Origin of the sequence: Mangrovicoccus ximenensis (assembly GCF_003056725.1) — a bacterium.
Classification (GTDB): domain Bacteria; phylum Pseudomonadota; class Alphaproteobacteria; order Rhodobacterales; family Rhodobacteraceae; genus Mangrovicoccus; species Mangrovicoccus ximenensis.
Window position 1 is genome coordinate 940,087 of the sequence record NZ_QBKZ01000001.1, and the last position, 23,675, is coordinate 963,761.

Sequence of the window (23,675 nt, forward strand, 5' to 3'; positions counted from 1 at the left end):
TGCTGTGCTCGGCGGGTCCGGCATCCCCTCCGGTCCTGTCTTCCAGATAGTATGCCGGGATGGCCGCGGGAAGTGAACCATGCGGTTCAACCTGCCGGGACCCGCGACCCGATGCCCGGTGCTCCGGCGCGGCGCCCGCGCTATCACGGGGGCGCCAGGGCGATGCAGGAGACGGCGATGACAGTGGATGCGGTGATTTTCGACATCGGCAACGTGCTGATCGAATGGCAGCCCGAACGGTATTACGACCGGACCGTGGGCGAGGCGCGCCGCCGCGCGATGTTCGAGGCGGTCGATCTGCATGCGATGAATGACGAGGTCGACCGGGGCGGCGATTTCACCGCGACGATCTATGCCGCCGCCGAGCAATATCCCGAGTTCCGCGACGAGATCCGGCAATGGCACGACAACTGGATCGAGCTGGCGAGCCCGGAGATCCCGCGCTCGGTCCGGCTGCTGCGGGCGCTGCGGGCGAAGGGCGTGCCGGTCTTCGCGCTGACCAATTTCGGCATCGGCAGCTTCGACTATGCCGAGACGCAATACCCGTTCCTCGGCGAGTTCGACCGCCGCTACATCTCGGGGCACATGCAGGTGATCAAGCCCGATCCGCGGATCTACGAGATGGTGGAGCAGGATTGCGGCCTCGCGCCGGAGCGCCTGCTTTTCGCCGATGACCGCGCCGACAACATCGCCGCGGCTGCCGCGCGCGGCTGGCAGGTGCATCATTTCACCGGCCCGGAAGGCTGGGCGGAGACCCTTGTCGCCAAGGGGCTCCTGAGTGCGGCGGAGGCGGCCTAGGCCACGGCCACGGAGCGCTCGCGCACCGGCAGGTGAACGACAACGCTGAGCGCTCCGACGACGACCCCGACCCACCAGACGGCGGTATAGTCGCCGGTCAGGTCGTACATCCGCCCGCCCAGCCAGACGCCGAGGAAGCTGCCCAGCTGGTGCGAGAAGAACACGATGCCGTAGAGCGTGCCCATGTAGCGCAGCCCGTAGAGATGCGCGACGAGGCCCGAGGTCAAGGGCACGGTGGCCAGCCAGAGCGCGCCCATCACCACCGAGAAAACCAGCACGGTTGCGGGGGTGATCGGCATCAGGATGAACCAGGCCGAGATCAGCGTCCGCCCGGCATAGATGCCCGAGAGCAGGTATTTCTTCGGGAATCGGTTGCCGAGCCAGCCCGCGGTCAGCGTGCCCGCGATATTGGCCATGCCGATCACCGCGATCGACACCGCGCCGAGCGCCGAGGTGGTGCCGATGCCCAGGTTTGCCAGCAGCGAGCCGTCGAGGATCGGGCCGCACATCTCGGTGACCAGCGCCGGGAAATGCGCGGTGACGAAGGCCAGCTGGTAGCCGCAGGAGAAGAAGCCGATGAAGATCAGCCCGTAGGACGGATCGCGCAGCGCCCGGCGCAGGATCTGGCCCAGCGTTTCCTCCAGCTCGGCGCGCGGCGCGACCGGCGCGCGCATCATCGGCAGCGCGAAGAGCGCCAGAAGGATCGCGGCGGCGAAAACCAGGAAGACCTGCTGCCAGGCCATGATGGACAGCAGCCCCTCGGCGACCGGCGCGCCGATCACCTGGCCCGCGCTGCCCGCGGCTGTGGCGATGGCCAGAGACATCGAGCGGTGCTCGGGCGCGGCGGCGCGGCCGACCACGGCGAGGATCACGCCGAAGCCGGTCCCGGCGATTCCGAAGCCGACGGCGATTTCCAGCAGCTGGTGCTGCAGCGGCAGGGTCGAGACCGAGGACAGCACCAGCCCCGCGGCATAGAGCAGGGCGCCCATGACGATCGCCTTGCGGTCGCCGATTTTCTCGGCGACGGCGCCGAAGATCGGCTGGCCGATCCCCCAGGCGAGGTTCTGGATGGCGATGGCCAGCGAGAAATCCGCCCGCATCCAGCCGAACTCCTCGGCGACGGGGATCTGGAACACGCCGAAACTGGCACGGATCGCGAAGCTCACCAGCATGATGATGCAGCCTGCGACCAAGACGGGGGTAATCAGGGGGGCACGGGTCATGGGTCAGCAATGGCGACGTTCCCGAAGCCCGTCAAATTCCATTTGCTGATGGCCGCCATCACGCCGGGCGATGGACGTCAGCCGGCGTCGCGCTGCCGCTCCGGCGCAGCGGGCACGTCATGCAGCGGTCCGACCTGGCCCTGGCTCCACTTGGTTTCCAGCAGCCAGGCGATCTGGTCGGCCGGGATCGCCTTCTCGAAGAGGAACCCCTGTCCCAGCGAGCAGTCGAGCGATTGCAGGAAGCCCAGATCGGTTTCGGATTCGATGCCCTCTGCGGTCACGTCCAGCTCCAGCCCGTTGGCGAGCGCCATGATCCCCGACACGATCTTCTGGTTCTGCGGCTCGGCGGCGATGTTGGTGACGAAGCTGCGGTCGATCTTGATCCGGTCGAAGGGCAGCTTGCGCAGGCTGGCGAGGCTGGAATAGCCGGTGCCGAAATCGTCGAGCGCGACCTTGATGCCGAGCGCCTTGAGCGCGTCGAGCTTGGCGCGGGCCATGTCGAAATCGTGGATGATCGAGCTTTCCGTCACTTCGATGGTCAGCCGGGCGGGATCGAAGCCGCACTCCTCCAGGATCTGCTTGATCTGCTCGACCAAGGTGGCATCGCGGAACTGGAAGGGCGAGAGGTTGAAGGAAATCGACAGCTTCGGGTTCCAGCTCCGGGCCGACTGGCAGGCCTCGCGCAGCAGGCCGAAGCCGAGATTGCCGATCTGCCCGCTGTCTTCGGCGATGCCGATGAAGACATCCGGCGGGATCGGACCGCGGACCGGATGGGTCCAGCGGGCCAGCACCTCGAACCCGGTCAGCGTGCCGGTCTCGATCTGGATGATCGGCTGGAACCAGGGCTGGATCTCGGATTTGGCGATGGCCTCGCGCAGGTCGGCTTCGATCGCGGCGCGTTCATGGGAGCGGCGGTCGAGCTCGGCATCGTACCAGGTGACCTGGCCGCGCCCGGCGCTCTTCGACATGTAGAGCGCCTTGTCGGCGCGGCGCAGTGCTTCGGACCAGGGGCTGTCGGTCCGCCAGGACACCAGCCCGATGCTGCAGCCGACGAAGATCCGGCTCTGCCCGAATTCGACCGGGCTTTCCATCAGGTGCAGGATTCGCCGCGCCATGCGTTCGGCCAGACGCGCATCGACCTCTTCCGAGAAGATCACCGCGAATTCGTCGCCGCCGAGCCGCGCAAGCTGGCCGTTGCCGTCCAGTTCCGTGCCGATGCGCCGTGCCACCGCCTGCAGCGTGGCATCGCCCGCGGCATGGCCGTAGAGATCGTTGACCGGCTTGAACCGGTCGAGATCCATCATCGCGATGATCCGGTCGCTGCGGCACGGCCGGGCCTGCCCGATCTCTTCGAGCGCCCCGGAAAAGGCGCGGCGGTTCATCAGGCCGGTCAGCGGATCGTGGCGGGCATTGGTTTCCGCGCGCTGCTTCAGCCTTTCGCGCTCCGCGTTGAGCAGGTTCAGCCGGCGCCACTGGTAGATGCTGGTGAAGGTCAGCGCGGCGGTGAGGTTCAGCACCAGGAGCGCCAGCTCGTCGAGCTCCATCTCCTCGTGGGCCCGGCTGAAGTCGTAGAAGTGTTCGAACAGCTCGAACTGCGTCAGCAGCGGCCAGCTGCCGATCGCGGTGGCAAAGGCCAGGATCGGGACGGCGTGGGTCCTGGCCGTCTCCCGCAGGTTCTGCAGAACTTTCCACCGCATGCCGTTCCCCTGGCGCCGCTTCAGGGCCGTGGCGTAGCCGGGAAAGCCCTATCGGGCGGTAAAGCAGCGCCGGGAAAGTGCCTCCCAGTTTAATCCAATTGTCGGGAAACCGGGGGGGCAGCGGGCCGTCAGCCGGCGTCGGCGGCGTAGCGCAGGCCGATCTCGCCGCGGATCCGGTCCATGGCCGCCATGACCGCCACCGTGTCCGCGGGGCTCATGCGCGGGTCGGCGCGGCGGCCCGCCCGAGCACCGCTTTCCCTGCGAGGCCTGCGGCGCCACGATGCGCTTCGACCCGCGCCAGGGCGCGCTGGCCTGCGACCATTGCGGCCATGTCGCCGAGATCGACGACCGCAACGGCCCCTGGGGCCGCCCCGGCGCGATCCGCGAACTCGATTTCCGCGCCGCGCTGGCCAACCAGCTCGATGCCGCGGACCTGGAGGAAACCCGGGTCTTCCATTGCCGCTCCTGCGGGGCGGAGGTCGAATTCAGCCCCGGCGTCCATTCCGGCCAATGCCCGTTCTGCGCCACGCCCGTCGTCGGCGACAGCGGCCCCAGCCGCCATATCAGGCCCAAGGGCCTCGTACCCTTCGCGGTCGGCGAGGCCGAGGCGCGCGAGGCGATGACCCGCTGGCTCGGGCGGCTCTGGTTCGCGCCCTCGGGCCTGCAGCAATACGCCCGCAAGGGCCGCCGGATGGAGGGGATCTACATCCCCTACTGGACCTTCGACGCCCAGACCCGGTCAAGCTATTCCGGCCAGCGCGGCACCGTGCATTTCCAGAGCCGCCGCCGCAGCGACGGCAGCATCGAGCAGGTCGCCAAGGTCCGCTGGAGCCCGGCGCGCGGCCGGGTGGCGCGGTTCTTCGACGACGTGCTGGTGCCGGGCAGCCGCAGCCTGCCCGCCGAGATGATGGCCGGGCTGCCGCCCTGGGACCTGTCGCGGCTCGAACCCTACAAGCCCGAATACCTCGCCGGGCTTCGCGCCGAGGCCTATGGCATCGAGCTCGACGAGGCCTTCCACGAGGCCCGCGCCCATATGGACCGGACGATCGCCCGCGACGTGCGCTTCGACATCGGCGGCGACCGCCAGCGCATCCACCAGATCGACACCGAGGTCAGCGCGGTGACCTTCAAGCATGTGCTGCTGCCGGTCTGGGTCGGGGTCTACCGCTACCGCGGCGAGGCCTACCGGCTCCTGGTCAACGCCCAGTCGGGCCGGGTCCAGGGCGCGCGGCCCTGGTCGGTCTGGAAGATCGCCGTGGCGGTGGCGCTCGGCCTCGCGGCAGCGGCGGCCATCGGCTATGTCATGGCGGTCAGCGAGGGCCTGTAGCCCGCCGCCATGCGGCAACGCAGCGCAATTTCGTCCCGACGTCCGTCCGGATCGTTCAAGACCGGGCGGCGCCCTGCCCCTAGCCTCTTCCCGATGCCGGGCAGAACCGCCCGGGGACCATTCCAGGGAGGAACAGGATGGCGAGGAAACTCGATGCATTGGTGATCGGCGCCGGCGTGGCCGGGCTCTACCAGCTCTGGCAGCTGCGCCGCGACGGACTCGACGTGCATGGCGTGGAGGCCGGGACGGATGTCGGCGGCACCTGGTACTGGAACCGCTATCCGGGCGCGAAATTCGACTCCGAGAGCTATATCTACCAGTATCTCTTCGACGAGGCGCTCTACAAGGACTGGACCTGGAGCGAACGCTTCCCCGCCCAGCCCGAGATCGAGCGCTGGATGCATTACGTCGCCGACCGGCTGGACCTGCGCCGCGATTTCTCCTTCGCGACCAAGGTCACCAGGGCAGAGTACAGCGAGGAAACCGGCCGCTGGCGGGTGGAGACCGACACCGGCGAGACCTATGACACGCAGTTCCTGATCGGCTGCACCGGCATGCTCTCGGCGCCGCTCGAAAACCGCTTCGAGGGACAGGGGAGCTTCGCGGGCACCATCCTGCACACCGCGCGCTACCCGAAGGAGGGGCTCGACCTCGAGGGCAAGCGCGTCGGCGTGATCGGCATCGGCGCGACCGGCATCCAGGTGATCCAGACCATCGCCCCGGCGGTCGGCTCGCTCAAGGTCTTCGTGCGGACGCCGCAATATGTCCTGCCGATGAAGAACCCGAAATACGGTCCCGGCGAGGCGCAGGGCTACAAGGCCCGCTTCGACGAGCTGAAAGGCACCCTGCCCGGCACCTTCACCGGCTTCGAATACGATTTCGTCCATAAATGGGCCGACCTCACGCCGGCCGAGCGCCGCGCGGTGATGGAGGAAATCCATGCCGACGGCTCGCTGAAGCTCTGGATCGCCTCCTTCGCCGAGCTGTTCTTCGACGAAGCGGTCAGCGCCGAGATCTCTGCCTTCGTGCGCGGGAAGATGGAGGCGCGGCTGAAGGATCCCCGGCTCATCGACATTCTGGTGCCGAAGCCCGGCGATTACGGCTTCGGCACGCACCGGGTGCCGCTCGAGACCAACTATCTCGAGGTCTACCTCCAGCCCAATGTCGAGGCGGTCCCGGTCAGGGACAACCCGATCGCCCGGATCGTTCCCGAGGGCGTCGAACTCGCCGACGGCACGGTCCATGCGCTCGACGTGATCATCATGGCGGTGGGCTTCGACGCCGGCACGGGCGCGCTGGCGCGGATCGACATCTCCGGGCGGGACGGCATGACGCTCGCGGGCGAATGGGCGAAGGACATCCGCACCACGCTCGGGATGCAGAAGCACGGCTTCCCCAATCTCTTCATGACCGGCGCGCCGCTGGCGCCCTCGGCGGCGCTCTGCAACATGACCACCTGCCTGCAGCAGCAGACGGAATGGATCACCGGCTGCATCCGCCACTTGCGCGAGACCGGCGCCACGGTGATCGAACCCACCGCCGCAGGCGAAGACGCCTGGGTGCAGCACCATGACGAGGTCGCCAACGCCACATTGATCGCGAAGACGAACTCCTGGTACACCGGCTCGAACGTGGCGGGAAAGCCGCGCCGCGTGCTCAGCTATACCGGCGGGGTCGGCGCCTACCGGCAGAAATGCCGCGAGGTCGCCGAGAAGGGCTACGAGGGCTTCGCGCTCGGCCGTGCCCCCGCCGCAGCCGAGGCCGCCGAGTGATCCGGCGCGGTCCGCCCCCGGACCGCGTCCTCCCCAGGCGGCGGTCTCGGGCCAGTCCGCGGCGCGGGCCAGATCCTCGATGCTGGCGATGCCGCGCCCGGCCGCCTGCAGATGCGCCAGCAGCAGCCCCAGCGCCGGACGGCGCGCGGATTCCTCCGGCGTGAAGATCATGCCGATCTCGCCGGCATTGCCGAAGCCGCCGCGCAGCAGGTCGCCCTCGCTGACGATGCCGGCGCCGAAGCCGTAGTTGAAGGACAGGTAGGCGAGGTTGCGGTGGCGCCGCCCTGCCCCGAACATCGCCTCGCAGAGCGCCGCCGTGTTCGCCGTGTTGTCCGTCCAGCAGGCCAGGCCGAAGCGCTCGGAAACCGTCCGCGCCAGGTCGATCTCCGACCAGTGGACCAGCGGATCGGGCGGGTTGTAGCGGCCCGATTTCATCAGGTAGCCGGCGATCGCGAAGCCGATGCCCAGCACGTCGCCGGGCGCGAAGCGGGCCTGCTCGAGAAGGCCTTCGGCTTCGGTGCCGATCCGGTCCAGCACCGCCGCCACGCTGTCCCCCGCGATCGGGAAATGCCGGGTCAGGTGGCCGCCGGCGAAATCCATGCAGGCCAGCCCCACCCGGTCGGTATCGAGCGACACGCCGAGCGCGCAGCCGAAGCGCGGGTTCAGCAGCACCTGCGGGCTGGGCTTGCCCTTGTGCTTCGGCGGCACCAGCGGCCCGAACAGGATCATCCCATCCTGCTGCAGCCCCGACAGCAGCCGGTGCACCGATTGCTGCGCCATGTCCATCCGCGCGGTCAGCGCGGCACGGGTCTGCTCCGGCGCCTGCCAGAGCAGCGACAGGAGCCGCCTTTCGCTGGGGCTGGCAGGGCTCCCGGCGGCGCGGCGGAGGCGCGGCGCCAGCAGCGCGGAGGGATCGGGCGGAAAGGTGCGGAACGCGGCAGTCATGTCCTCACATCCCATGGGAGATGAACATGCTTCAAGCAATATCGGGCCGGAGCCGTTTCGTCACTTCTTTGTCACACATAATGTGTAATGAAAGCGCCATGCCGATCCCGGCCTCCCTGTCCCTGCTCTCCGAGGACCCGTCATGCTGAAGACAACCGCCCTTTCCGCGCTGGCGCTGAGCGCTGCCGCCGCCCATGCCGCCGATATCGACTTCTGGTACGGCAATACCGGCACCGGCGAGGCCGCCATCCAGGCCGCCTGCGCCGCCTTCAACGAGGCCCAGGACGACCACCGCGTGACCTGCATCGGCCAGGGCGGCTACGAGACCGGCATGCAGAAGGCGATCGCCGCCTACCGTTCGGGCCAGCATCCGGCGCTGATCCAGTTCTTCGACGCGGGCACGCTCGACCTGATGCTCTCGGGCGCGGTGATGCCGGTCGCCGAGTTCGCGCCCGATGCGGATTGGGACGGCTACATCACCGGCGCGCGCTCCTATTACGAGACCTCGCAGGGCGCGCTCTATTCGCAGCCCTATAACGGCTCGACGCTGATCTTCTACGGCAACCGCGCGCTGCTGGCCAAGGCCGGGATCGAGGCGCTGCCGCAGAGCTGGGAAGGCGTCGCCGAGGCCGCCCGCGCGCTGAAAGCGGCAGGGGTCGATTGCCCCTTCGTCACCGATGGCCATCCCTGGCGCGTGCTGGAGCAATTCGCCGCCCGCCACGGCCTGCCGGTCGCCACGCGGAACAACGGCTATGGCGGGCTCGATGCCGAATACGTCTTCAACCAAGGGCCGGTGGCGCAGCATCTGCAGAACCTGGCGGACTGGCGCGACGACGGCCTCGTGAAGCTCGACGCCGACACGGCCGCGGGCAACTACGCCACCGCCTTCAATACCGGCGAATGCGCGATGATGGAGGGCTCGACCGGCTCCTACGGCGCAGCCCACGCCGCGCTCGGCGACAAGGTCGAGATCGCCATGGCGCCGATTTATGACGGCTACGCGCGGCACAACACCCTGATCGGCGGCGCCTCAATCTGGGTGATGAAGGGCCATTCCGAAGCAGACTACGACGCCGCCCGCGCCTTCCTGGATTTCCTGCGGCAGGACGAACAGCAGATCGAGTTCACCCGCGCCACCGGCTATGTCCCGGTCACGGAAAGCGCGCTGGCCGCGCTTCAGGCCTCGCCCGAGGCGGCCTCGCTGGAATTCGCCACCGCGGGCGTCGGCGTCGACAGCCTGAACCAGCCCGGCAATCCCGACAGCCGCGGCATCCGGCTGGGCTTCTACGTACAGTTCCGCGACATCTTCATGGAAGAGACCCAGAAGGCCTTCACCGGCGGGCAGAGCATGCAGGCGGCGCTCGACAACGCCGCCGCGTGCGGCAACGCGCTGCTGCGCCGCTTCGAGCAGACCTATCAGGGCGTCGCGCTGCCCTGATCCCGTTCCGGCCGGTTCCCCCGGGGACCGGCCGCCCCTTCCTGACGAAAGGCCCTGCCGATGAAACAGGCCATCTTCCGGTCGCGGCTGCTGCCCTGGGCGCTTGCCGCGCCGCAGCTGATCGTGCTCTTCCTGTTCTTCTACCTGCCGATCCTCCTCGCCTTCTTCTGGGCCTTCCACCTCGAGCAGCCCTTCGGCGGCGGCTCGCAATTCGTGGGGCTGCAGAATTTCCGCCGCGTGCTCGGCTCGGCCGAGTTCTGGTCCTCGGCGGGGGCGACGCTGCTCTACATGGTGCTGGCTTCGGGCAGCTCGATCCTCGCCGCGCTGATCCTGGCGCTGGCTGCCGACCGGGCGCTGAAGGTCTCGCCGGTGGCGCGCAATGTCTTCCTCTGGCCGAAGGCCGTCGCCTCGGCCTCGATCGGGGTGGTCTTCGTGTTCATCCTGAACCCCTATCTCGGGATCCTCGCGCCGCTGAACGACCTCTGGCCGGGCATCTGGAACCCGCGCACCAATGCGGTCCACACTTGGATCATGCTCTTCGCGGCGAATGTCTGGAGCGCGATCCCGTTCAGCTTCATCATCCTGCTGGCCGGGCTGCAGGCGATCCCGCAGGAGCTTCACAAGGCGGGCGCGATGGACGGGGCCGGACCGTGGCGGCGCCTGCGCGACATCCAGCTGCCGCTGCTGACGCCGCAGCTCTTCGTGGTGATCGTGCTCGAGGTCGCCGACAGCCTCTCGGGCAGCTTCGGACTGATCGACACGATGACCCAGGGCGGGCCCGGCGGCGCGACCAACCTGCTTGTCTACAAGATCTATGCCGACGGGTTCAAAGCCTACGACCTGTCGGGCGCGGCCACCCAGACGGTGATCCTGATGGCGCTCGTCGCCTGCGTCACCGGCCTGCAATACGTCTTCCTCGAGCGCAAGGTGAAGTACGACCGATGATCGAGAACACCCGTTCCATCGACCGCGCGGCGGGCGCGGTCCTGATCGCCGGCCTCGCCTTCGTGCTGGCGCCGCTCGCCATCGTCGTGGTCACCGCGACCCAGAGCTACGAGGATTTCCTGGCCCGCAACTTCTCGCTCGTTCCGGGCACCCACCTGATCGGCAACCTGCGCGAGATCTGGACCCGCACCGACCTGCCGCGCCAGACGCTGAACTCGGTGATCGTCGCCGCGATCGTGGCCACGGGGCGCGTCGGGCTGGCGCTCTGCACCGCCTATGCGGTGGTGTTCTTCACCGGGCGCGGCCGCGGGCTGGTCTATGCGGCCGCCGTCGCCTCGATCATGCTGCCGCTCGAACTGATGATCATCACCGCCTATCAAGTCACCGCCAATGTCGCGCTGCCGGTCAATGCGGTGGCCAACATGGGCGGCTGGTGGGCGGCGCTCACCGGCGGGCCGCTCGATCTGCACTGGAACCTGCTCGACAGCTATGCGGGCATCTCGCTGCCCTTGATGGCGCAGGGCTCGGCCACGCTGATCCTGGTGCAGTTCTTCCGCACCCTCCCGCCGCAGCTGGCGCGCGCCGCGATCATCGACGGCGCCGGGCCGCTGAGGTTCCTGCGCGACATCCTGCTGCCCTTGTCGAAGGGGCCGCTGACCGCCTTGGGCATCTACATGTTCATCGGCGCCTGGGTGCAGTACATGTGGCCGCTGGTGGCCGCCTCCTCGCCCGCCCGGACCATGGCTGTGGTCGGGCTCGCCCGGCTGCAGGAAGACGGCGAGCGCATCCCCGATTTCCCGCTGCAGATGACCGGCGCGATCCTCGTGACCCTGCCCCCCCTGATCCTGATTGCCCTGTTCCAGCGCCGGATCGTGCGCGGGCTGGCCCTGTCGGAGAAATGACCATGCACGACCCCAGACCCACCGCCGGGATCGGCCTGCACGGGCTGTCCAAGTCCTATGGCGGCGCCCCGGTGATCCCCGGCCTCGATGCCGAGCTGCGCGCGGGCGAGTTCACCGTGATCCTCGGCCCCTCGGGCTGCGGCAAGTCCACCCTGCTCAACTGCATCGCCGGGCTGGAACGGATCAGCGCGGGCCGCATCACCATCGGCGGGCGCGAGGTGCAGGAGGACGAGCCGAAGGACCGCCGCCTGGCGATGGTGTTCCAGAGCTATGCGCTCTACCCGCACATGACCGTGGCGGAAAACATCGGCTATGCGCTGAAGGTCGCCCGCGTGCCCAGGGCCGAGCGCATGGCCCGCATCGCCGCAGCCGCGAAGCTGGTCGAGCTCGGAGATTACCTCGGCCGCCGCCCGGCCGCGCTTTCCGGCGGACAGCGCCAGCGCGTCGCCATCGCCCGCGCCGTGGTGCGCGAACCGGAGGTGCTGCTCTATGACGAGCCGCTCAGCAATCTCGACGCGAAGCTGCGCCAGGACATGCGGATGGAGCTGGCCCGGCTGCACCGCCGGATCGGCGCGACCAGCGTGTTCGTCACCCATGACCAGGTCGAGGCGATGACGATGGCCGACCGGATCATGGTGCTGAACAAGGGCCGGATCGAGCAGTTCGACACGCCCGAAGCGATCTACCACCGCCCGGCCTCCACCTTCGTGGCGGGCTTCATCGGCTCGCCGGCGATGAAGGAGATGACGGCGGGACGGCGGGCGCCGGACGGCGGGCGCTGGCCGGCGGCGCCGGCGGCGATCTGCTGGCCGCGGGGGAAGGCGATGACAGCCTCGACGGCGGCGTCGGCGACGACATCCTGATCGACGGGGCGGGCAGCGACACCCATGACGGCGGTGCCGGGCGGGACGCGGTGATCTTCGCCGCCGGCATCGCGGAGGCCGAGTTCGTCTTCCACGCCGACGGCACGATGTCGGTGGTCCATGGCAACGCGACCGACCGGCTCCACGGCATCGAGACGCTGGTCTTCGCCGATGCGGCCTTTGACGCCGTCCGTGCGGAACATGTCGACACCATCGACTATGCGGGCGGAAACCGCGATCTCGGCGGCACGGCCGCCAACGACGTGCTGGCCGGCGGCGCCGGGGACGACGCCATCGAGGGCTTTGCCGGGGCCGACCAGATCTTAGGCGGGGCGGGCAACGACAAGCTGCGCGGCGGGCTCGGCCGAGACACGATCGGCGGCGGCAACGGCGACGACCGCCGGGAAAAAAACCGGGAAAAAAAGACATCGGAGCGATTCAGGATCGCCACCCGGATCCGGACCTCGGCAACCCGGCGGCAGACGTGGCGGAACATCGGCCGCTGGCCAAGGAGCTTCACGCAGGTCCTCCGGATACTTTCCTGTTCCGGCGCATATGTCCCGCCCCTGCTGCGGCGCTGATCCCCGCTCCAGTTCTGCCAGGGTGCCCGGCCGAGTTGCTTCGATGTCCGCAGGAACCCGTTGCGCGCGCACTCCGGCCGTGTCCGGCTTCCACGGCATGCATGTCCGGGGGGGCGGAAGCGGGGAGGACATGCAAAAGCTCCGGGGGGACCCTTTTGCCCGGCGAACCGCGGCGGCTCCGCGGGCAGAGATGGCGTCGCGGCGATCTCCCCGTCCGCCGGGAACCGGGCAAGCAGGTCCGGCAGCATGCCTCGCCGGTCCGCGCGGACCGGCGGCCAGACATCGCCGGCATTGCCGGAGCTGCCTCGACGGCCCGGAGCTCCGGGCCGTCGATGCCAAGATGGATCCTGCACCATGAGCGGGCCCGCCACCGGTCAGGGCGGACCCGCGACTGCGCCGCTTGGCGCGCCGTGCTTTCGCCTGCCGCCTCGATGCCATTCGGCATCGTCCCCGGACCGATGGCGGTCGATGCCCCAGTGTCCGCGAGCAGGTGCGGCCGTCCCTTGGAACGGCATTGTTGCAGACCTCATCGGTCAGGCGGATACACCTTGGGAATGCGGTAAGTTAATGGCCTCGCATGACGAAGCCCGAGCCAGCGCGCTACCGCACGACCAACCGGAAATCCTGCAGTGAGCCGTTGCTGCGTCCTTGGTCCGAGCGCAAGGGCGAACGTGCTCAAGCGGCGCGGCTCGCTGCTCGTCTGGCCGGACAAGGACATGGCCTGGTTCGCGCCGAAAACCGGCAAGACGGGACGTCCGCGGGTGTTCCCTGAATCAGCAGGATCAGCAGACGGTCCCCGGGGGGAGGTTCGATCTGCGCAAACGGCAAATCCTCCGGGGGAGGATTTGAGGCCGAACGGGCGGAGCCCTGCCCGGCGAATGCAATCCAGTTCCGCCTGATGGTGAAGGTGCTTTTCGGCCTGCCGATCCGGCAAGCGGCGGGCATGGGGTCCGGCATCCCCGAGAGGGCAGGGCTGGACTGGCCGTTTCCCGGCTTTTCCACGCTCAGCCGGCGCCGAAGCGAGACGGGACCGTGGCGCGAGCGGCGCGGCGAAAGCCCGATGAATGAATGGCTGGCGAGGACGCATGGCCCCCGCCGCCGCCAGCAACGCAAGGTCCATGCGGCGATGGACACGGCGGCGGACGACTTCAGGGCGGTGGAAGTCACCTGCAGCCGCTAGGGCGACCGTCCGGTTTTGCGGGAACTCCTCGACCCGATTCCGCAAGACGAGGAGATCGGCACTGTCATGGGCGAGTTGCCAGCGGATGCGCCGTCGCCCCTCGGGCTCGGACCGATGGCGCCGCGATGGGCAACGTCGAGCACCGCTGGCGACGCTTTCGGCACCCACAGGTGCCATTCGGCGATGCTGGTACGTGGCGGCACGGCGGTCATTCCCATCCGCAGTAACGGCCGTTTCCGGAAGGAGGACTGCCCTGCCGCCCTCGCCCGCAGCGGCATCCCGCGGGCAACTCGGCGCGTTGGCCGGACTTTCGCGGCGCGACTGGCGCCACGGTTCCGGCTCGCTCGGCAGCGATGGCCGGGCGACAATGTCCGCAACCGGATCGGGGTCGGAATGAGGAACCTCAAGTCCTTCGGCGAACGGATTGCCTCGAAGGACCCAGACCGCTGAAATCCACATCCGAGTTGCCCTGACGAACCGCTTCAACGTCCTCGGCACCGCCGGGATCGAACGCGTGGCCTGACCGCAGCCGGGTCAAGGGGCATCGCGTCCCGACGCCGACTTCTGCAACAATGCGCAGCCTGTCTCCCCCCATTCCCGGGGCTCTGCACCGGTCCATCCGGCGCGCCCTTCGAACGGAGAATGCCGCGGGACAGATCGCTGGCCGAGTCACCTCAGTCCGCGATCATTGGGGCTGCGCGCATGCATTCACGGAAGGGCACCCTTGCAAAATCGGCGATTGCGCTAACGGGCCATTCGTGGTGCCTTGCGGATGCCGCATTGCAGCGGAGCCTCCGGCATGCCCGGGGCCTTTCTTGCGATGCGTTCCCGCAATGACCAGTGATTCAGTTGGGGTTTTCCCATGACCTATCCGGACGCCCAGATCCGCCGGACCATCCTTGCGCTCGCCCTCGGCGCCTTTGCCATCGGCGTGTCCGAATTCGCGACCATGGGGCTGCTGCCCTACTATGCACGCGATCTCGGCATCTCCGAGCCTGTCGCGGGCCATGCCATTTCCGGCTATGCCTTCGGCGTGGTGATCGGCGCGCCGGTGCTTGCCGTGCTGGGCGCGCGGCTGCCGCGCAAGCTGTTCCTCGTGCTGCTGATCGCCTTCTTCGCGCTGGCCAACGCGGTGGCGGCGCTGGCGCCGACCGCCAACCTGCTGATCGGCTCGCGCTTCCTGTCGGGGCTGCCGCATGGCGCCTATCTGGGGATCGCGATGCTGTTTGCCGCCGACATCCTGCCCAAGGGCAAGCGCGCGCAGGGCGTGGCCAAGGTGCTGATGGGGCTGACCATCGCCAACGTGATCGGGGTCCCGGCCGCGGGCGCGATCGGCCAGAGCTTCGGCTGGCGCTGGTGCTTCGTCATCGTGACGGCGATCGCCGCGGCCTCCGCGCTGTTGATCAAGCGGGTCGCCCCGGTGGAACCCGCGGATCCCTCGGCGAGCCCGCTGCGCGAGCTGGGCGTGCTGCGCAGCCGGGCGATGTGGCTGACGCTGATGGTCGGCTCGGTCGGCTTCGGCGGCGTCTTCGCGGTCTATTCCTTCTTCTCGGCGGCGATGATCGATGCGGCGGCGGCGCCGTCCTGGGCGATCCCGCTGGCGCTGTCGGGCTTCGGCCTCGGGCCGCGCGGCGAAAGCACCGAGAACTTGGCCTTCATGGCGGCCATCGACCGCCAGTTCCTTGCAACGCCGTGGTACGGATCACGGCAGATGGCCCGCCACATGCAGAGAGAGAGGCACAAATGCGGGCGGCACCGCGTCAGGCGGCTGATGAAGCTGATGCGGCTGGTGCCGATCCGCGGCCCGGCAGGGCATTGCGCAGCAATGTCCCGAGAGGGGACCAGGAACCGGAGACCAGCAGGAAGCACCCTGAGAACAAGATATACCCGTATCTTCTGAAGGACTTGCCCATCACCCGGCCGAACCAGGTCTGGTGTGCCGACATCAGCGTTCGGCATCTCTCTCGGACCGATGGCGTTCGATGCCTCACTCCCGATGCGCCGGGGATTCCTGTACCTCGTGGCCGTCATGGATTGGCACAGCCGGAAGGTGCTGAGCTGGCGTTTGCCGAATTCCATGGACGCGGCGTTCTGCGTCGAGGCGCTCAAGGAGGCACTGGCGAAATACGGCACGCCGGAGATCTTCAATTCGGATCAGGGATCGCAATTCACCAGCACCGACTTCACCGGCGTGCTGCACGACGCGAAAGTGGGGATCTCGATGGACGGCCGGGGGCGCTGGACCGACAACCGGACGATCGAACGTTTGTGGCGGTCCTTGAAGTACGAGTGCGTCTACCTGAACGCCTTCGAGACCGGCTCGGAGACACGCAAGGGGATCGGCGCATGGATCTCCTATTGCAACGAAAGACGCCCGCACTCATCGCATGGGCTGCTGACCCCAGACGAGGCCTATGGTACCCGGACTCCGAACCTGAAAATTGCCGCCTGACGTGAAACCAAGGCTATAGCTTAGCCCGGCGGCAAACTGGCCGGAAAACCGGGACCACCGCTGATCTCGGCATCGAGCTCGGCAAGCTGACGCTCGACCAGCGTAAGCCGCACTTTGACCTGACGTTTCAGAACCGGGTTGATTTGCACATGGCTGCGGTTGCGCAGGCGCGTGCGTTCCTTGACCAGCGCTATACGTGCTGCGCGCACGGTCAGCGCCGCCTGCGCGCCCTGCGGCACCAGCAGGCCCAGCGTCATCGGCCGCACCGCGCCGGTCAGCGGCACGAAGCGCAGCCGTCCGCCATCGGGGGCCATGTCGGTCACCGGGCGGATATTGGCGATCGAATAGCCGAAGCCGTTGGCGACCAGCGAGCGCATCACCGCCATGTCGCGGGTCCGCTCGGCAATGTCCGGGGTTACCCCCGCCGCGCGGAAGAAGGACAGGAAATACTCGGCGCTCAGCGGCAGGTCGAGCAGGATCATCGGGAAGCCCGCCAGCATCTCGGGCGTGATCTCGTCGAGATGCGCCAGCGCGTGGTCCTCGGGCAGCAGCACATAGGGCGGCAGCGACACCAGCGGCACGAAGTCGAGATCGTTCGGGATGTCGAGGTCGTAGGTGACGGCGAGGTCGAGCTTGGCCGAGCGCAGCCCGTCGAACAGCTCGGCCTGGTCGCGCTCGAACTGGCGGAAGACGACATCCGGGTATTGGTCGACGAAGCCGCGCCGCACCTGCGGCAGCACGATCTGCGCGAAGGTGACGAGGCAGCCGACATTGAGCGGGCCGCGCACCTGGCCGGTGATGTCGTTCGACAGGTCGCTGAGCCGCCGCGCCCGGTCGAGCACGTCGCGGGCATGGTCGAGGAAGCGCTGGCCGCCCTGGGTCAGCGACAGGCCCTGGGCATGGCGGCGCACGAAGAGCTGCAGGCCGAATTCGGCCTCGAGCTGCGAGATCGCGGCCGAGATCGAGGGGGAGGACACGTTGACCTTCTCCGCGGCGAGCGCGATCGAGCCGCATTCGCCGACGGCCACGAAATATTCGAGCTGTCTCAGGGTGAAGCGCAACGCCATGCCGACCCCGTCCCACGGTTCAGAAACGCCAACCAATGTCGGTGCGGGACGGGGCAAGGTCAATGGCTCCGGCTCAATACGTGATCCAAACCGTCTTGAGCGCGCTATATTTGTCGAAGGAGTGGATCGACAGGTCGCGGCCGAAGCCCGACTGCTTCATCCCCCCGAAGGGCGTCATCGCCGAGAGCGCATCGACCGTGTTGACCGAGACCGTGCCGGCGCAGAGCCGGTTCGAGACCTCCATCGCACGGCTGAGATCGCGGGTCCAGACCGAGGCGGCCAGGCCGTAGACCGTGTCATTGGCGATCTCGACGGCCTCGTCATCGCTGGCGAAGCTCTGGACCGACAGGACCGGGCCGAAGATCTCGTCCCTCGCGATCTCCGCGTCGCGCGGCACGTCGGCGAAGATGGTCGGGCGGATGAAGGCGTCCGAGTCCCCGATGGTGACGCGCTCGCCGCCGGTGACGAGGCGTGCGGAGGCGCAGCCCTTATCGAGGAAGCCCGCCACGCGGGAGGCGTGATGCGCATCGACCATGGCGCCCATCTGGGTCCTTGGATCGAGCGGATCGCCCAGCCGGATCGCCTCGGCCTTTTCCTTCAGCCGCGCGATCATCTCGTCCGCGATGCTTTCATGGACGAGGAGCCGGGAGTTGGCCGAGCAGACCTCGCCCTGGTTGAAGAAGATGCCGAAGGCGGCCTTCTCGGCGGCCTTGTCCAGATCGGCATCGGCGAAGATCAGGTTCGGGCTCTTGCCGCCGGTCTCCAGCCAGACCTGCTTCATGTTGCTCTCGCCGGCATAGCGCTGGAAGAGCTTGCCGACCTGGGTGGAGCCGGTGAAGACGAGGCAGTCGACATCCATGTGCCGTCCCAGCGCCTGTCCGGCATCCTCGCCGAATCCCGGCACCACGTTCAGCACGCCGTCGGGCAGCCCGGCTTCCTTCGACAGTTCCGCAAGTCGCAGCGCCGACAGCGGCGACTGCTCGGCAGGCTTCAGCACGACCGAGTTGCCCGCGGCCAGAGCGGGCGCCAGCTTCCAGGTCGCCATGTCGAGCGGGAAGTTCCACGGCACCACCGCGCCGATCACGCCCAGGGGCACGCGGCGGATCAGGGCGATGTCGCGCCCGCCGGTCGGAGCCACCTCGTCATAGAGCTTGTCGATGGCCTCGGCATGCCACTGGAAGAAATGGGCGGAGCCCGGCACGTCGACATTCACCGTCTCGGAGATCGGCTTGCCCATGTCGAGCGTGTCGGTCAGCGCCAGCTCTTCGAGGTTCTCGCGGATGAGGGCGGCGAGCCTGAGGATCACCTCCTTGCGCTCGCCCGGCGTCTTGCCGGACCAGCGGCCATCGGCAAAGGCGGAGCGGGCGGATTTCACGGCCAGGTCGATATCCGCAGCGCCGCCGCGGGCGACCTCGGCCAGCACCTTGTCGGTCGCGGGGTTCACCGTGGCGAAGGTCTCGCCCGACAGGGCGGGGCGGAAGGCGCCGTCGATCCAGATCCCGGTGCGGAACTCGATCGCCTCGGCGGCGGCCCGGTAATGGGCGTGGCTCTGCATCATTCGTCTCCCGGCACGCCGTAGGAGGGCGCGTCCGTCGGGTTCAGGGCACGGGTGACATAGGCCTCGGCCTGGGGCTTGTAGACCTCCCAGGCGGCGGCGATGGCGGCGATCGGACAGTCTTCGGTCCAGTCGCAGCGCAGCTCGGTATAGGGCCAGGCCTGCTTGTCGGCGACCAGCATCCCTGCCGAATGCACGGGGCCGGCCTCGCCGCCGGCGGCAAGGCCGGCCTGCATCGCCGCGATCAGCCGGTCGCCATCGGCCCAGTCCGCGATCCGGGGGCAAGCTCAGTGTCCGGGGAAAGGGGAAATGCGGTCGTCAGCCGATTTGCACAACAGCGCCGGCTCCATAGCTAACTTGACCACTTGCCGGATCTTCCGCAGCGGATGCCGGGCGGGGATACGCGCCTGCAGATCGACATAGCTGAACAGCGACCCGCTCGTCTCGTCGGCACCGCGCATGCCTGTCTCCGCCGTTGATCCGCAGAGGGTGAATCATGTTCTGCAAACGGCGTCGAGGTCCGACTATTTCAGCAGCCTGTTAGCTGATTTGTGCAACAGCGCCCCTGAACAGATAAAAATATTTATTTATAAAACGAAACTGAGGCCGCAGCCAAATAAATCCATCCATTAGCAACTGAAAAAAAAGCTATCTTAAAAGGCAACGAAACCACAGCGGGCGGCACCATCATCATGCCCATCGACATCAAAACTGCTGCCGTCACCAAATCAATAACCAAAAAAGGAAGAACAACAAAAAATCCGACGGCAAACGCATGCGAAACCTGCCCTAACAAGAACGACGGCAGAAGGATATCGACTGATACTTCATTTCCAGACGATCTCCATTCCAACCCAGACTTAGCGTCACTGAGAAGAATTAAATCTTGTTCATCAACATTATTCCTCATAAAATCAATAAATGGTTCACTAATCAATTTCAACGAGTCCCCAAATGAAGATTGCCCATTAATGAAGGGTATAACACCATTGCTCCAGGCCTCTTCTAGAACTGGCGACATAACAAAATACGTAAGAAAAATACAAAGGAAAATTAACAATACATTAGGAGGTGACTGCTGTAGGCCAATGGACTGGCGACAAATCGAGAAAACAATAATGAAAAACGGAAAACATGTGCAGCACAGAACCAATACCGGAAGAATCGCGGCAGCACCAATTGAAACCGCCGCGATCTGAAAGGAATGAACCACCTGCGCTTCCAACGGAAAAGCGCTTTGCGCAAACATTTCCAAAGGCAATACCGAGAAGTAAACAAAAAAAGAAAAATTTTTCTAATCATTTTTAAAGATCTCAATTATTCTTACGCCCAGCATGCCCTCACCGGTGCATTCTACCTCTTCCAGCTCTCCGTATCCAATAAGCCGATCACCGACATACAAATCCACAGGATCCCGCAAATTTCGGCCGAGGGGAACAATCGTGTCCTTTGGAATATCTATCATCTCTGAAAAAGTGAGGCGCCCAATTCCAACGACGACTTTCAACTCTAAAATAACACCCAAAACACCAAACTTCGCCTTAGCGGACGATACATCAGTCTTCATCCGTTTTTTCCTCCGAAAGATTTACTGTATAAAGATGCTTCATTTTCAAAATAAGATCACTTAATGAAAAGTGTATCTCCTCATCCGAAAATCTAATAACTGCAGCTACATCAGTATCCCTCATAGACTCCTCGTATCGTTCCTGTGATGGCTGCGAAATCATATCGAATAATTCTGACGAAGACGAAATATCGAAATTCTGTAGAACCATTTCACCATGCAGATGCTCAATCTGCTCCTTTATCTCCTTCAAAATCGCCTCATTTTCAATTTCACCGAATATTAAAGATAATACTTTCAAGGTGAAATCTGAGCTAAGAATCGATAGATTTCTGAGTGCCCTCCGAAACTCAAAAATTACGTCATCCACAGATGGAATGCTCGGTGACAATTCGACTTCTCCAGCTTTTGATCTTATGGCATCCTGCCAGCCGGATTTGTACCCCTTCTCAAATGCTAGAATTTCGACCACAGCCTCCGGCTTATAATTACTTTTTGTGCATGGCGGGTCAGAGAACTTCTCATACAGCTGCGAAAACGTTATCTTCCTCACAATTTTATCTCATCCGAGCCAATGCTATCCGGAAACAAAGCGGTCAGTATCTAGCCAATCTCTTAAGATTTCCATTGCATCTTCCTTCCTCGACTCAATAGTCTCGACTAACTTTCCAACCGGCGAAATATTCAGTTCTTCGTTTGCAAAATCAAATGTTTCAAATTTGGGCATGGATTCGCCATCAGATATACCGTCTGATATCTTCGGCAACCCAAGATTATCGGCCACATCCATTAATCCATCGCCCCTGCCGTTCTGCTCCATATTGTTTTCAAAAATACTTTCAGAAGGTTTCGCTCCTAACGAGTAAATTCCACGATCTAAAATTGCTGGCTTGAGAACAAAGAAGGCAAGAAGTGTAGTTGTTACTGCAAATACCGCTGTTTTAAAATGCGTGAAAATTGAATTTCTTAAAAATCCACCGTGGACTGCATTCGAGCTTTCGGACGCATATGGACTAATAGCAAACTGCATAGACCTAATAGTCAGCTGATCTCCTCTCTCTTCGTTCACTCCTAAAGCGGATGCAACGAGAGCCTCGAGATCAGAAATTTCAGTGTCCGTTCGTGCTCTCCAAGTAGTAGTTCCGATATCGTTCTCTTCCCAAACTCCATCGACAAGAACAGCAACGGACATTCTCTTTATGCCACCAGGCTGTTTTTCGACTTCCCGTCTTACTTCAGAAAACTCATAATTCTTCCGTTCAATATTTTCGTTTTCACTTTTCGTACTGATTATTTGGTTCTCGCCAACTCCATTTCCACTCGGAAGATTTGATGAAACTGTTACGCCGCCATTATCTGTATCTTCTGATGAATTCGCCACCTCACGAGTTTCAGAGCTAATCTCAACCTTTTGAGCGGGATCAACTTTTCTTTCAACTAATTGCTCAACCTGCCTTTCGGATTCTATAGAAATTTCTACGCGACTTTTTCCAAATCCTAAATAGGCATCGAGAATCCGCTCCGCACGAAGTTTTAATTCACTTGTGTCCGAAATTGAATTCATTAGGTCATTCGTTGTATCATCAGCAATGATCCCCGTTTTAGCGTTGACTACTGTGACATTTTTTTTGTCTAAACCGGCCATTGACGAAGCTACCAAGTTCTTAATTGCCTGCGCTTGATCGTTATTGACACTCGGGCCATTTGGATACACCAGAACAGACGCTGCGCCGCGATCTTTAGGTCCCCATGAAGGATTGTCTTGAAATGATAAATGCACTCGTGCCCATACAATGTTCTGATTAGACGTGATAGTTCTAGAAAGCTCACCTTCTCGAGCTCTCAAAAATGCTGCATCAAACATTTGTGATGTGGTTCCAAATCCGTTTATCGAATCCAGTATCTCGTAGCCTTGCGGCAACCGCCCTGGCGTCGAATCTAAAGACATCAAAATATTTTCGATTTCCCTAGACGGAACGTAAACAGTCCCATCTTTGAAGTCATATTTAATTCCCCAGTCGTCAAGCTCTACGATAACATCTCGTATTTCAGCGGCTGTAAGGCTGGAATACAAAGGAGTCATCCTCGGTGAGAAAAGCAAATGCAACATTGAATATAGAATTGCTGATATTGCAAGTATTATTCCAATTGACGAAAGCAGCCGGAAGTTTATTATACGTCCCCACCCGTCAAATAGACGTTCTTCTTTCATTGTCTTACCACAATAAATTTTTATGTCTTTTCTAAAATACTGCAGTTATCTTAACGAATAGTTAGCTGAAATTTTCTATCTAAAGACAACCTGTGAGGTAGCAATGACTGACGAAGCCACCCAATACCAAAAAAACTTTACAGTAATTTCATTGGGAATTGCTAGTGTTTTAGGTGCTGTATCATTTGGAGTTTCTTTCGTAATAGGTGGAAGTGAAATTCTTTCGGAGCCTTCTCGTGAATTAACCGCCACGAATCATCAAAGTGAAGCTACCGGTATAACTACTGAATTTTTTCCATTAAACTCCTTGCAAATTTCGTTTGGTTCCAATTCCACTGAAAAACAAGTGAGATTCGAAGGATACATCGAAATATCTTCTGCGCACATCCAAGAGGTACAGCGTCAGGTTCCTAGAATTGATGATGCTTTAAACACATATCTAAGATCACTAGCATTGGAAGATTTCAATGAACCCGGTTCAATATTCAAGATTAAACTACAAATGCTTCGTAGAATTCAATTAATTATTGGAGAAGATATCGTGAAAGATCTACTAATATCAAAATTTTTAATCGTATAGTTATGTCTAATATTAGCGGAATTGATACTATTCTACTTATAGGCATTGCATCGTCTATTTTACTTTGCATCAACATTGGAATCCGATTGGTAAACATCAAAAAACACGAGAGGAAATCCGAGAGAAACATTTATATACTTACCTCTCATGTGGAAGAATTGTATCGAGCCTTGAAAGAAATTGACGCAAAGATTAGCATTGGCGAACTTTCCTTGAACGAAAAGATAGATGTTGCATCGAAAGTTTGCGAGAATTTGGATGAATTGCTTTTGCCATTATCGAAGTCGCCCCAATTGAACGATCAACGAAAATCTGAGATTGATAAACACAACACAACACTCCCGAAATTTGTACGAAGAAATCAGCGAAAAAGAAGAAGTTGATATGGCATTAATGACGAATCGTTCCGTTTTGACAAACTCTGTTTTGACTTCAGTAGCTATTTTATCGATGAGTTCAGGTTTGTTCGCAAAGATTACTACGGCGTCTGCACAAAATGCAGATCGGTCTGGCATAGATGAAATACAGTCAAATGAAAACTTACACTCATCTAGGTCTAGCGAATACGATT

At 63.1% G+C, this 23,675-nt stretch carries 16 protein-coding genes and 9 pseudogenes; 14 read left to right on the plus strand and 11 right to left on the minus strand.

What is annotated here, in order from left to right; all coding sequences use genetic code 11:
• The first annotated feature begins 177 nt into the window (after nucleotides 1-177).
• A complete protein-coding gene (locus tag C7T91_RS05195) occupies nucleotides 178-798 on the plus strand; it encodes an HAD-IA family hydrolase (RefSeq protein WP_108258263.1) in 621 nt (206 codons plus the stop codon).
• Here the strand turns inward: C7T91_RS05195 and C7T91_RS05200 are convergent.
• On the minus strand, nucleotides 795-2,021 hold the full coding sequence (locus tag C7T91_RS05200) for an MFS transporter (RefSeq protein ID WP_108258264.1): 1,227 nt from the start codon (nucleotides 2,019-2,021) through the stop codon (nucleotides 795-797). The genes C7T91_RS05195 and C7T91_RS05200 overlap by 4 nt on opposite strands.
• A gap of 77 nt (nucleotides 2,022-2,098) precedes the next feature.
• A complete protein-coding gene (locus C7T91_RS05205) occupies nucleotides 2,099-3,718 on the minus strand; it encodes a putative bifunctional diguanylate cyclase/phosphodiesterase (protein WP_108258265.1) in 1,620 nt (539 codons plus the stop codon).
• A 280-nt stretch (nucleotides 3,719-3,998) separates the two neighbouring features.
• On the opposite strand from C7T91_RS05205, the gene C7T91_RS05210 reads away from it, so the two are divergent.
• Both C7T91_RS05210 and C7T91_RS05215 read left to right on the plus strand, forming a co-directional pair.
• Nucleotides 3,999-5,045, plus strand: coding sequence for a primosomal protein N' (replication factor Y) - superfamily II helicase (locus C7T91_RS05210; RefSeq protein ID WP_108258266.1), 1,047 nt, complete (start codon nucleotides 3,999-4,001; stop codon nucleotides 5,043-5,045).
• Nucleotides 5,046-5,182: 137 nt separating this feature from the next.
• The gene (locus C7T91_RS05215; RefSeq protein ID WP_108258267.1) at nucleotides 5,183-6,817 is read left to right on the plus strand and encodes a flavin-containing monooxygenase; all 1,635 of its coding nucleotides are present in this window, start codon (nucleotides 5,183-5,185) and stop codon (nucleotides 6,815-6,817) included.
• A gap of 222 nt (nucleotides 6,818-7,039) precedes the next feature.
• On the opposite strand, the pseudogene C7T91_RS39085 reads toward C7T91_RS05215, so the two are convergent.
• Nucleotides 7,040-7,777: pseudogene (locus C7T91_RS39085) on the minus strand (ROK family transcriptional regulator); the annotation flags it as partial.
• 127 nt (nucleotides 7,778-7,904) lie between these two features.
• Between C7T91_RS39085 and C7T91_RS05225 the strand changes: the two are divergent.
• From C7T91_RS05225 to C7T91_RS05270, 10 genes and pseudogenes are all read left to right on the plus strand, one after another.
• The gene (locus tag C7T91_RS05225) at nucleotides 7,905-9,200 is read left to right on the plus strand and encodes an extracellular solute-binding protein (RefSeq protein WP_108258268.1); all 1,296 of its coding nucleotides are present in this window, start codon (nucleotides 7,905-7,907) and stop codon (nucleotides 9,198-9,200) included.
• Nucleotides 9,201-9,260: 60 nt separating this feature from the next.
• Nucleotides 9,261-10,145 carry a carbohydrate ABC transporter permease gene (locus tag C7T91_RS05230; RefSeq protein WP_108258269.1) on the plus strand — a complete coding sequence of 295 codons (885 nt, stop codon included), beginning with the start codon at nucleotides 9,261-9,263 and terminating at the stop codon, nucleotides 10,143-10,145.
• Nucleotides 10,142-11,047, plus strand: a complete 906-nt coding sequence (locus C7T91_RS05235; protein ID WP_108258270.1) for a carbohydrate ABC transporter permease — start codon at nucleotides 10,142-10,144, stop codon at nucleotides 11,045-11,047. The genes C7T91_RS05230 and C7T91_RS05235 overlap by 4 nt, the downstream gene beginning before the upstream one ends.
• A gap of 2 nt (nucleotides 11,048-11,049) precedes the next feature.
• Nucleotides 11,050-11,852, plus strand: a pseudogene (locus tag C7T91_RS05240) (ABC transporter ATP-binding protein); the annotation flags it as partial.
• Nucleotides 11,853-11,912, plus strand: a pseudogene (locus C7T91_RS39090) (hypothetical protein); the annotation flags it as partial.
• 48 nt (nucleotides 11,913-11,960) lie between these two features.
• Nucleotides 11,961-12,491 (plus strand): calcium-binding protein, encoded by a 531-nt coding sequence (locus C7T91_RS05245; RefSeq protein WP_108258271.1) that lies wholly within the window; start codon nucleotides 11,961-11,963, stop codon nucleotides 12,489-12,491.
• 577 nt (nucleotides 12,492-13,068) lie between these two features.
• Nucleotides 13,069-13,269 (plus strand): annotated as a pseudogene (locus C7T91_RS05250) (hypothetical protein); the annotation flags it as partial.
• A 102-nt stretch (nucleotides 13,270-13,371) separates the two neighbouring features.
• Nucleotides 13,372-14,194: pseudogene (locus tag C7T91_RS34790) on the plus strand (transposase); the annotation flags it as partial.
• A 339-nt stretch (nucleotides 14,195-14,533) separates the two neighbouring features.
• Nucleotides 14,534-15,241, plus strand: a pseudogene (locus tag C7T91_RS05265) (MFS transporter); the annotation flags it as partial.
• Between the two features lie 51 nt (nucleotides 15,242-15,292).
• A pseudogene (locus C7T91_RS05270) lies at nucleotides 15,293-16,123 on the plus strand (IS3 family transposase); the annotation flags it as partial.
• A 20-nt stretch (nucleotides 16,124-16,143) separates the two neighbouring features.
• On the opposite strand, the gene C7T91_RS05275 reads toward C7T91_RS05270, so the two are convergent.
• The 8 genes and pseudogenes from C7T91_RS05275 to C7T91_RS05300 form a co-directional block, all read right to left on the minus strand.
• Complete coding sequence (locus tag C7T91_RS05275; RefSeq protein WP_108258274.1) at nucleotides 16,144-17,190, minus strand: LysR substrate-binding domain-containing protein; 1,047 nt, start codon at nucleotides 17,188-17,190, stop codon at nucleotides 16,144-16,146.
• A gap of 73 nt (nucleotides 17,191-17,263) precedes the next feature.
• Entirely contained in the window at nucleotides 17,264-18,745 is a 1,482-nt protein-coding gene (locus tag C7T91_RS05280) for an aldehyde dehydrogenase (RefSeq protein WP_201741959.1), read from the minus strand.
• Nucleotides 18,745-19,002, minus strand: a pseudogene (locus tag C7T91_RS05285) (DUF1028 domain-containing protein); the annotation flags it as partial. The gene C7T91_RS05280 and the pseudogene C7T91_RS05285, both read right to left, overlap by 1 nt.
• Before the next feature lie 90 nt (nucleotides 19,003-19,092).
• Nucleotides 19,093-19,206: pseudogene (locus tag C7T91_RS32220) on the minus strand (IS5/IS1182 family transposase); the annotation flags it as partial.
• Nucleotides 19,207-19,328: 122 nt separating this feature from the next.
• A complete protein-coding gene (locus C7T91_RS05290; protein WP_108258276.1) occupies nucleotides 19,329-19,994 on the minus strand; it encodes a flagellar type III secretion system pore protein FliP in 666 nt (221 codons plus the stop codon).
• 45 nt (nucleotides 19,995-20,039) lie between these two features.
• Complete coding sequence (locus tag C7T91_RS05295; protein ID WP_108258277.1) at nucleotides 20,040-20,312, minus strand: FliM/FliN family flagellar motor switch protein; 273 nt, start codon at nucleotides 20,310-20,312, stop codon at nucleotides 20,040-20,042.
• Nucleotides 20,302-20,865 carry a hypothetical protein gene (locus C7T91_RS31385; RefSeq protein ID WP_145962782.1) on the minus strand — a complete coding sequence of 188 codons (564 nt, stop codon included), beginning with the start codon at nucleotides 20,863-20,865 and terminating at the stop codon, nucleotides 20,302-20,304. The genes C7T91_RS05295 and C7T91_RS31385 overlap by 11 nt, the downstream gene beginning before the upstream one ends.
• A 24-nt stretch (nucleotides 20,866-20,889) precedes the next feature.
• Nucleotides 20,890-22,524, minus strand: coding sequence for a flagellar M-ring protein FliF (locus C7T91_RS05300; RefSeq protein WP_145962783.1), 1,635 nt, complete (start codon nucleotides 22,522-22,524; stop codon nucleotides 20,890-20,892).
• 103 nt (nucleotides 22,525-22,627) lie between these two features.
• On the opposite strand from C7T91_RS05300, the gene C7T91_RS05305 reads away from it, so the two are divergent.
• Entirely contained in the window at nucleotides 22,628-23,104 is a 477-nt protein-coding gene (locus tag C7T91_RS05305) for a flagellar basal body-associated FliL family protein (protein WP_108258278.1), read from the plus strand.
• Nucleotides 23,105-23,675 lie beyond the last annotated feature (571 nt).

Excerpts from the sequence above, each read along its gene's own strand:
- C7T91_RS05215 (WP_108258267.1), top strand. The coding sequence starts at position 5,183 with ATGGCGAGGAAACTCGATGCATTGGTGATCGGCGCCGGCGTGGCCGGG.
- C7T91_RS05210 (WP_108258266.1), top strand. The coding sequence starts at position 3,999 with ATGCGCTTCGACCCGCGCCAGGGCGCGCTGGCCTGCGACCATTGCGGC.
- C7T91_RS05275 (WP_108258274.1), bottom strand. The coding sequence starts at position 17,190 with ATGGCGTTGCGCTTCACCCTGAGACAGCTCGAATATTTCGTGGCCGTC.
- C7T91_RS05280 (WP_201741959.1), bottom strand. The coding sequence starts at position 18,745 with ATGCAGAGCCACGCCCATTACCGGGCCGCCGCCGAGGCGATCGAGTTC.
- C7T91_RS05290 (WP_108258276.1), bottom strand. The coding sequence starts at position 19,994 with ATGTTTGCGCAAAGCGCTTTTCCGTTGGAAGCGCAGGTGGTTCATTCC.
- C7T91_RS05305 (WP_108258278.1), top strand. The coding sequence starts at position 22,628 with ATGACTGACGAAGCCACCCAATACCAAAAAAACTTTACAGTAATTTCA.
- C7T91_RS05230 (WP_108258269.1), top strand. The coding sequence starts at position 9,261 with ATGAAACAGGCCATCTTCCGGTCGCGGCTGCTGCCCTGGGCGCTTGCC.
- C7T91_RS05205 (WP_108258265.1), bottom strand. The coding sequence starts at position 3,718 with ATGCGGTGGAAAGTTCTGCAGAACCTGCGGGAGACGGCCAGGACCCAC.
- C7T91_RS05295 (WP_108258277.1), bottom strand. The coding sequence starts at position 20,312 with ATGAAGACTGATGTATCGTCCGCTAAGGCGAAGTTTGGTGTTTTGGGT.
- C7T91_RS05300 (WP_145962783.1), bottom strand. The coding sequence starts at position 22,524 with ATGAAAGAAGAACGTCTATTTGACGGGTGGGGACGTATAATAAACTTC.
- C7T91_RS05195 (WP_108258263.1), top strand. The coding sequence starts at position 178 with ATGACAGTGGATGCGGTGATTTTCGACATCGGCAACGTGCTGATCGAA.
- C7T91_RS05225 (WP_108258268.1), top strand. The coding sequence starts at position 7,905 with ATGCTGAAGACAACCGCCCTTTCCGCGCTGGCGCTGAGCGCTGCCGCC.
- C7T91_RS05235 (WP_108258270.1), top strand. The coding sequence starts at position 10,142 with ATGATCGAGAACACCCGTTCCATCGACCGCGCGGCGGGCGCGGTCCTG.
- C7T91_RS05200 (WP_108258264.1), bottom strand. The coding sequence starts at position 2,021 with ATGACCCGTGCCCCCCTGATTACCCCCGTCTTGGTCGCAGGCTGCATC.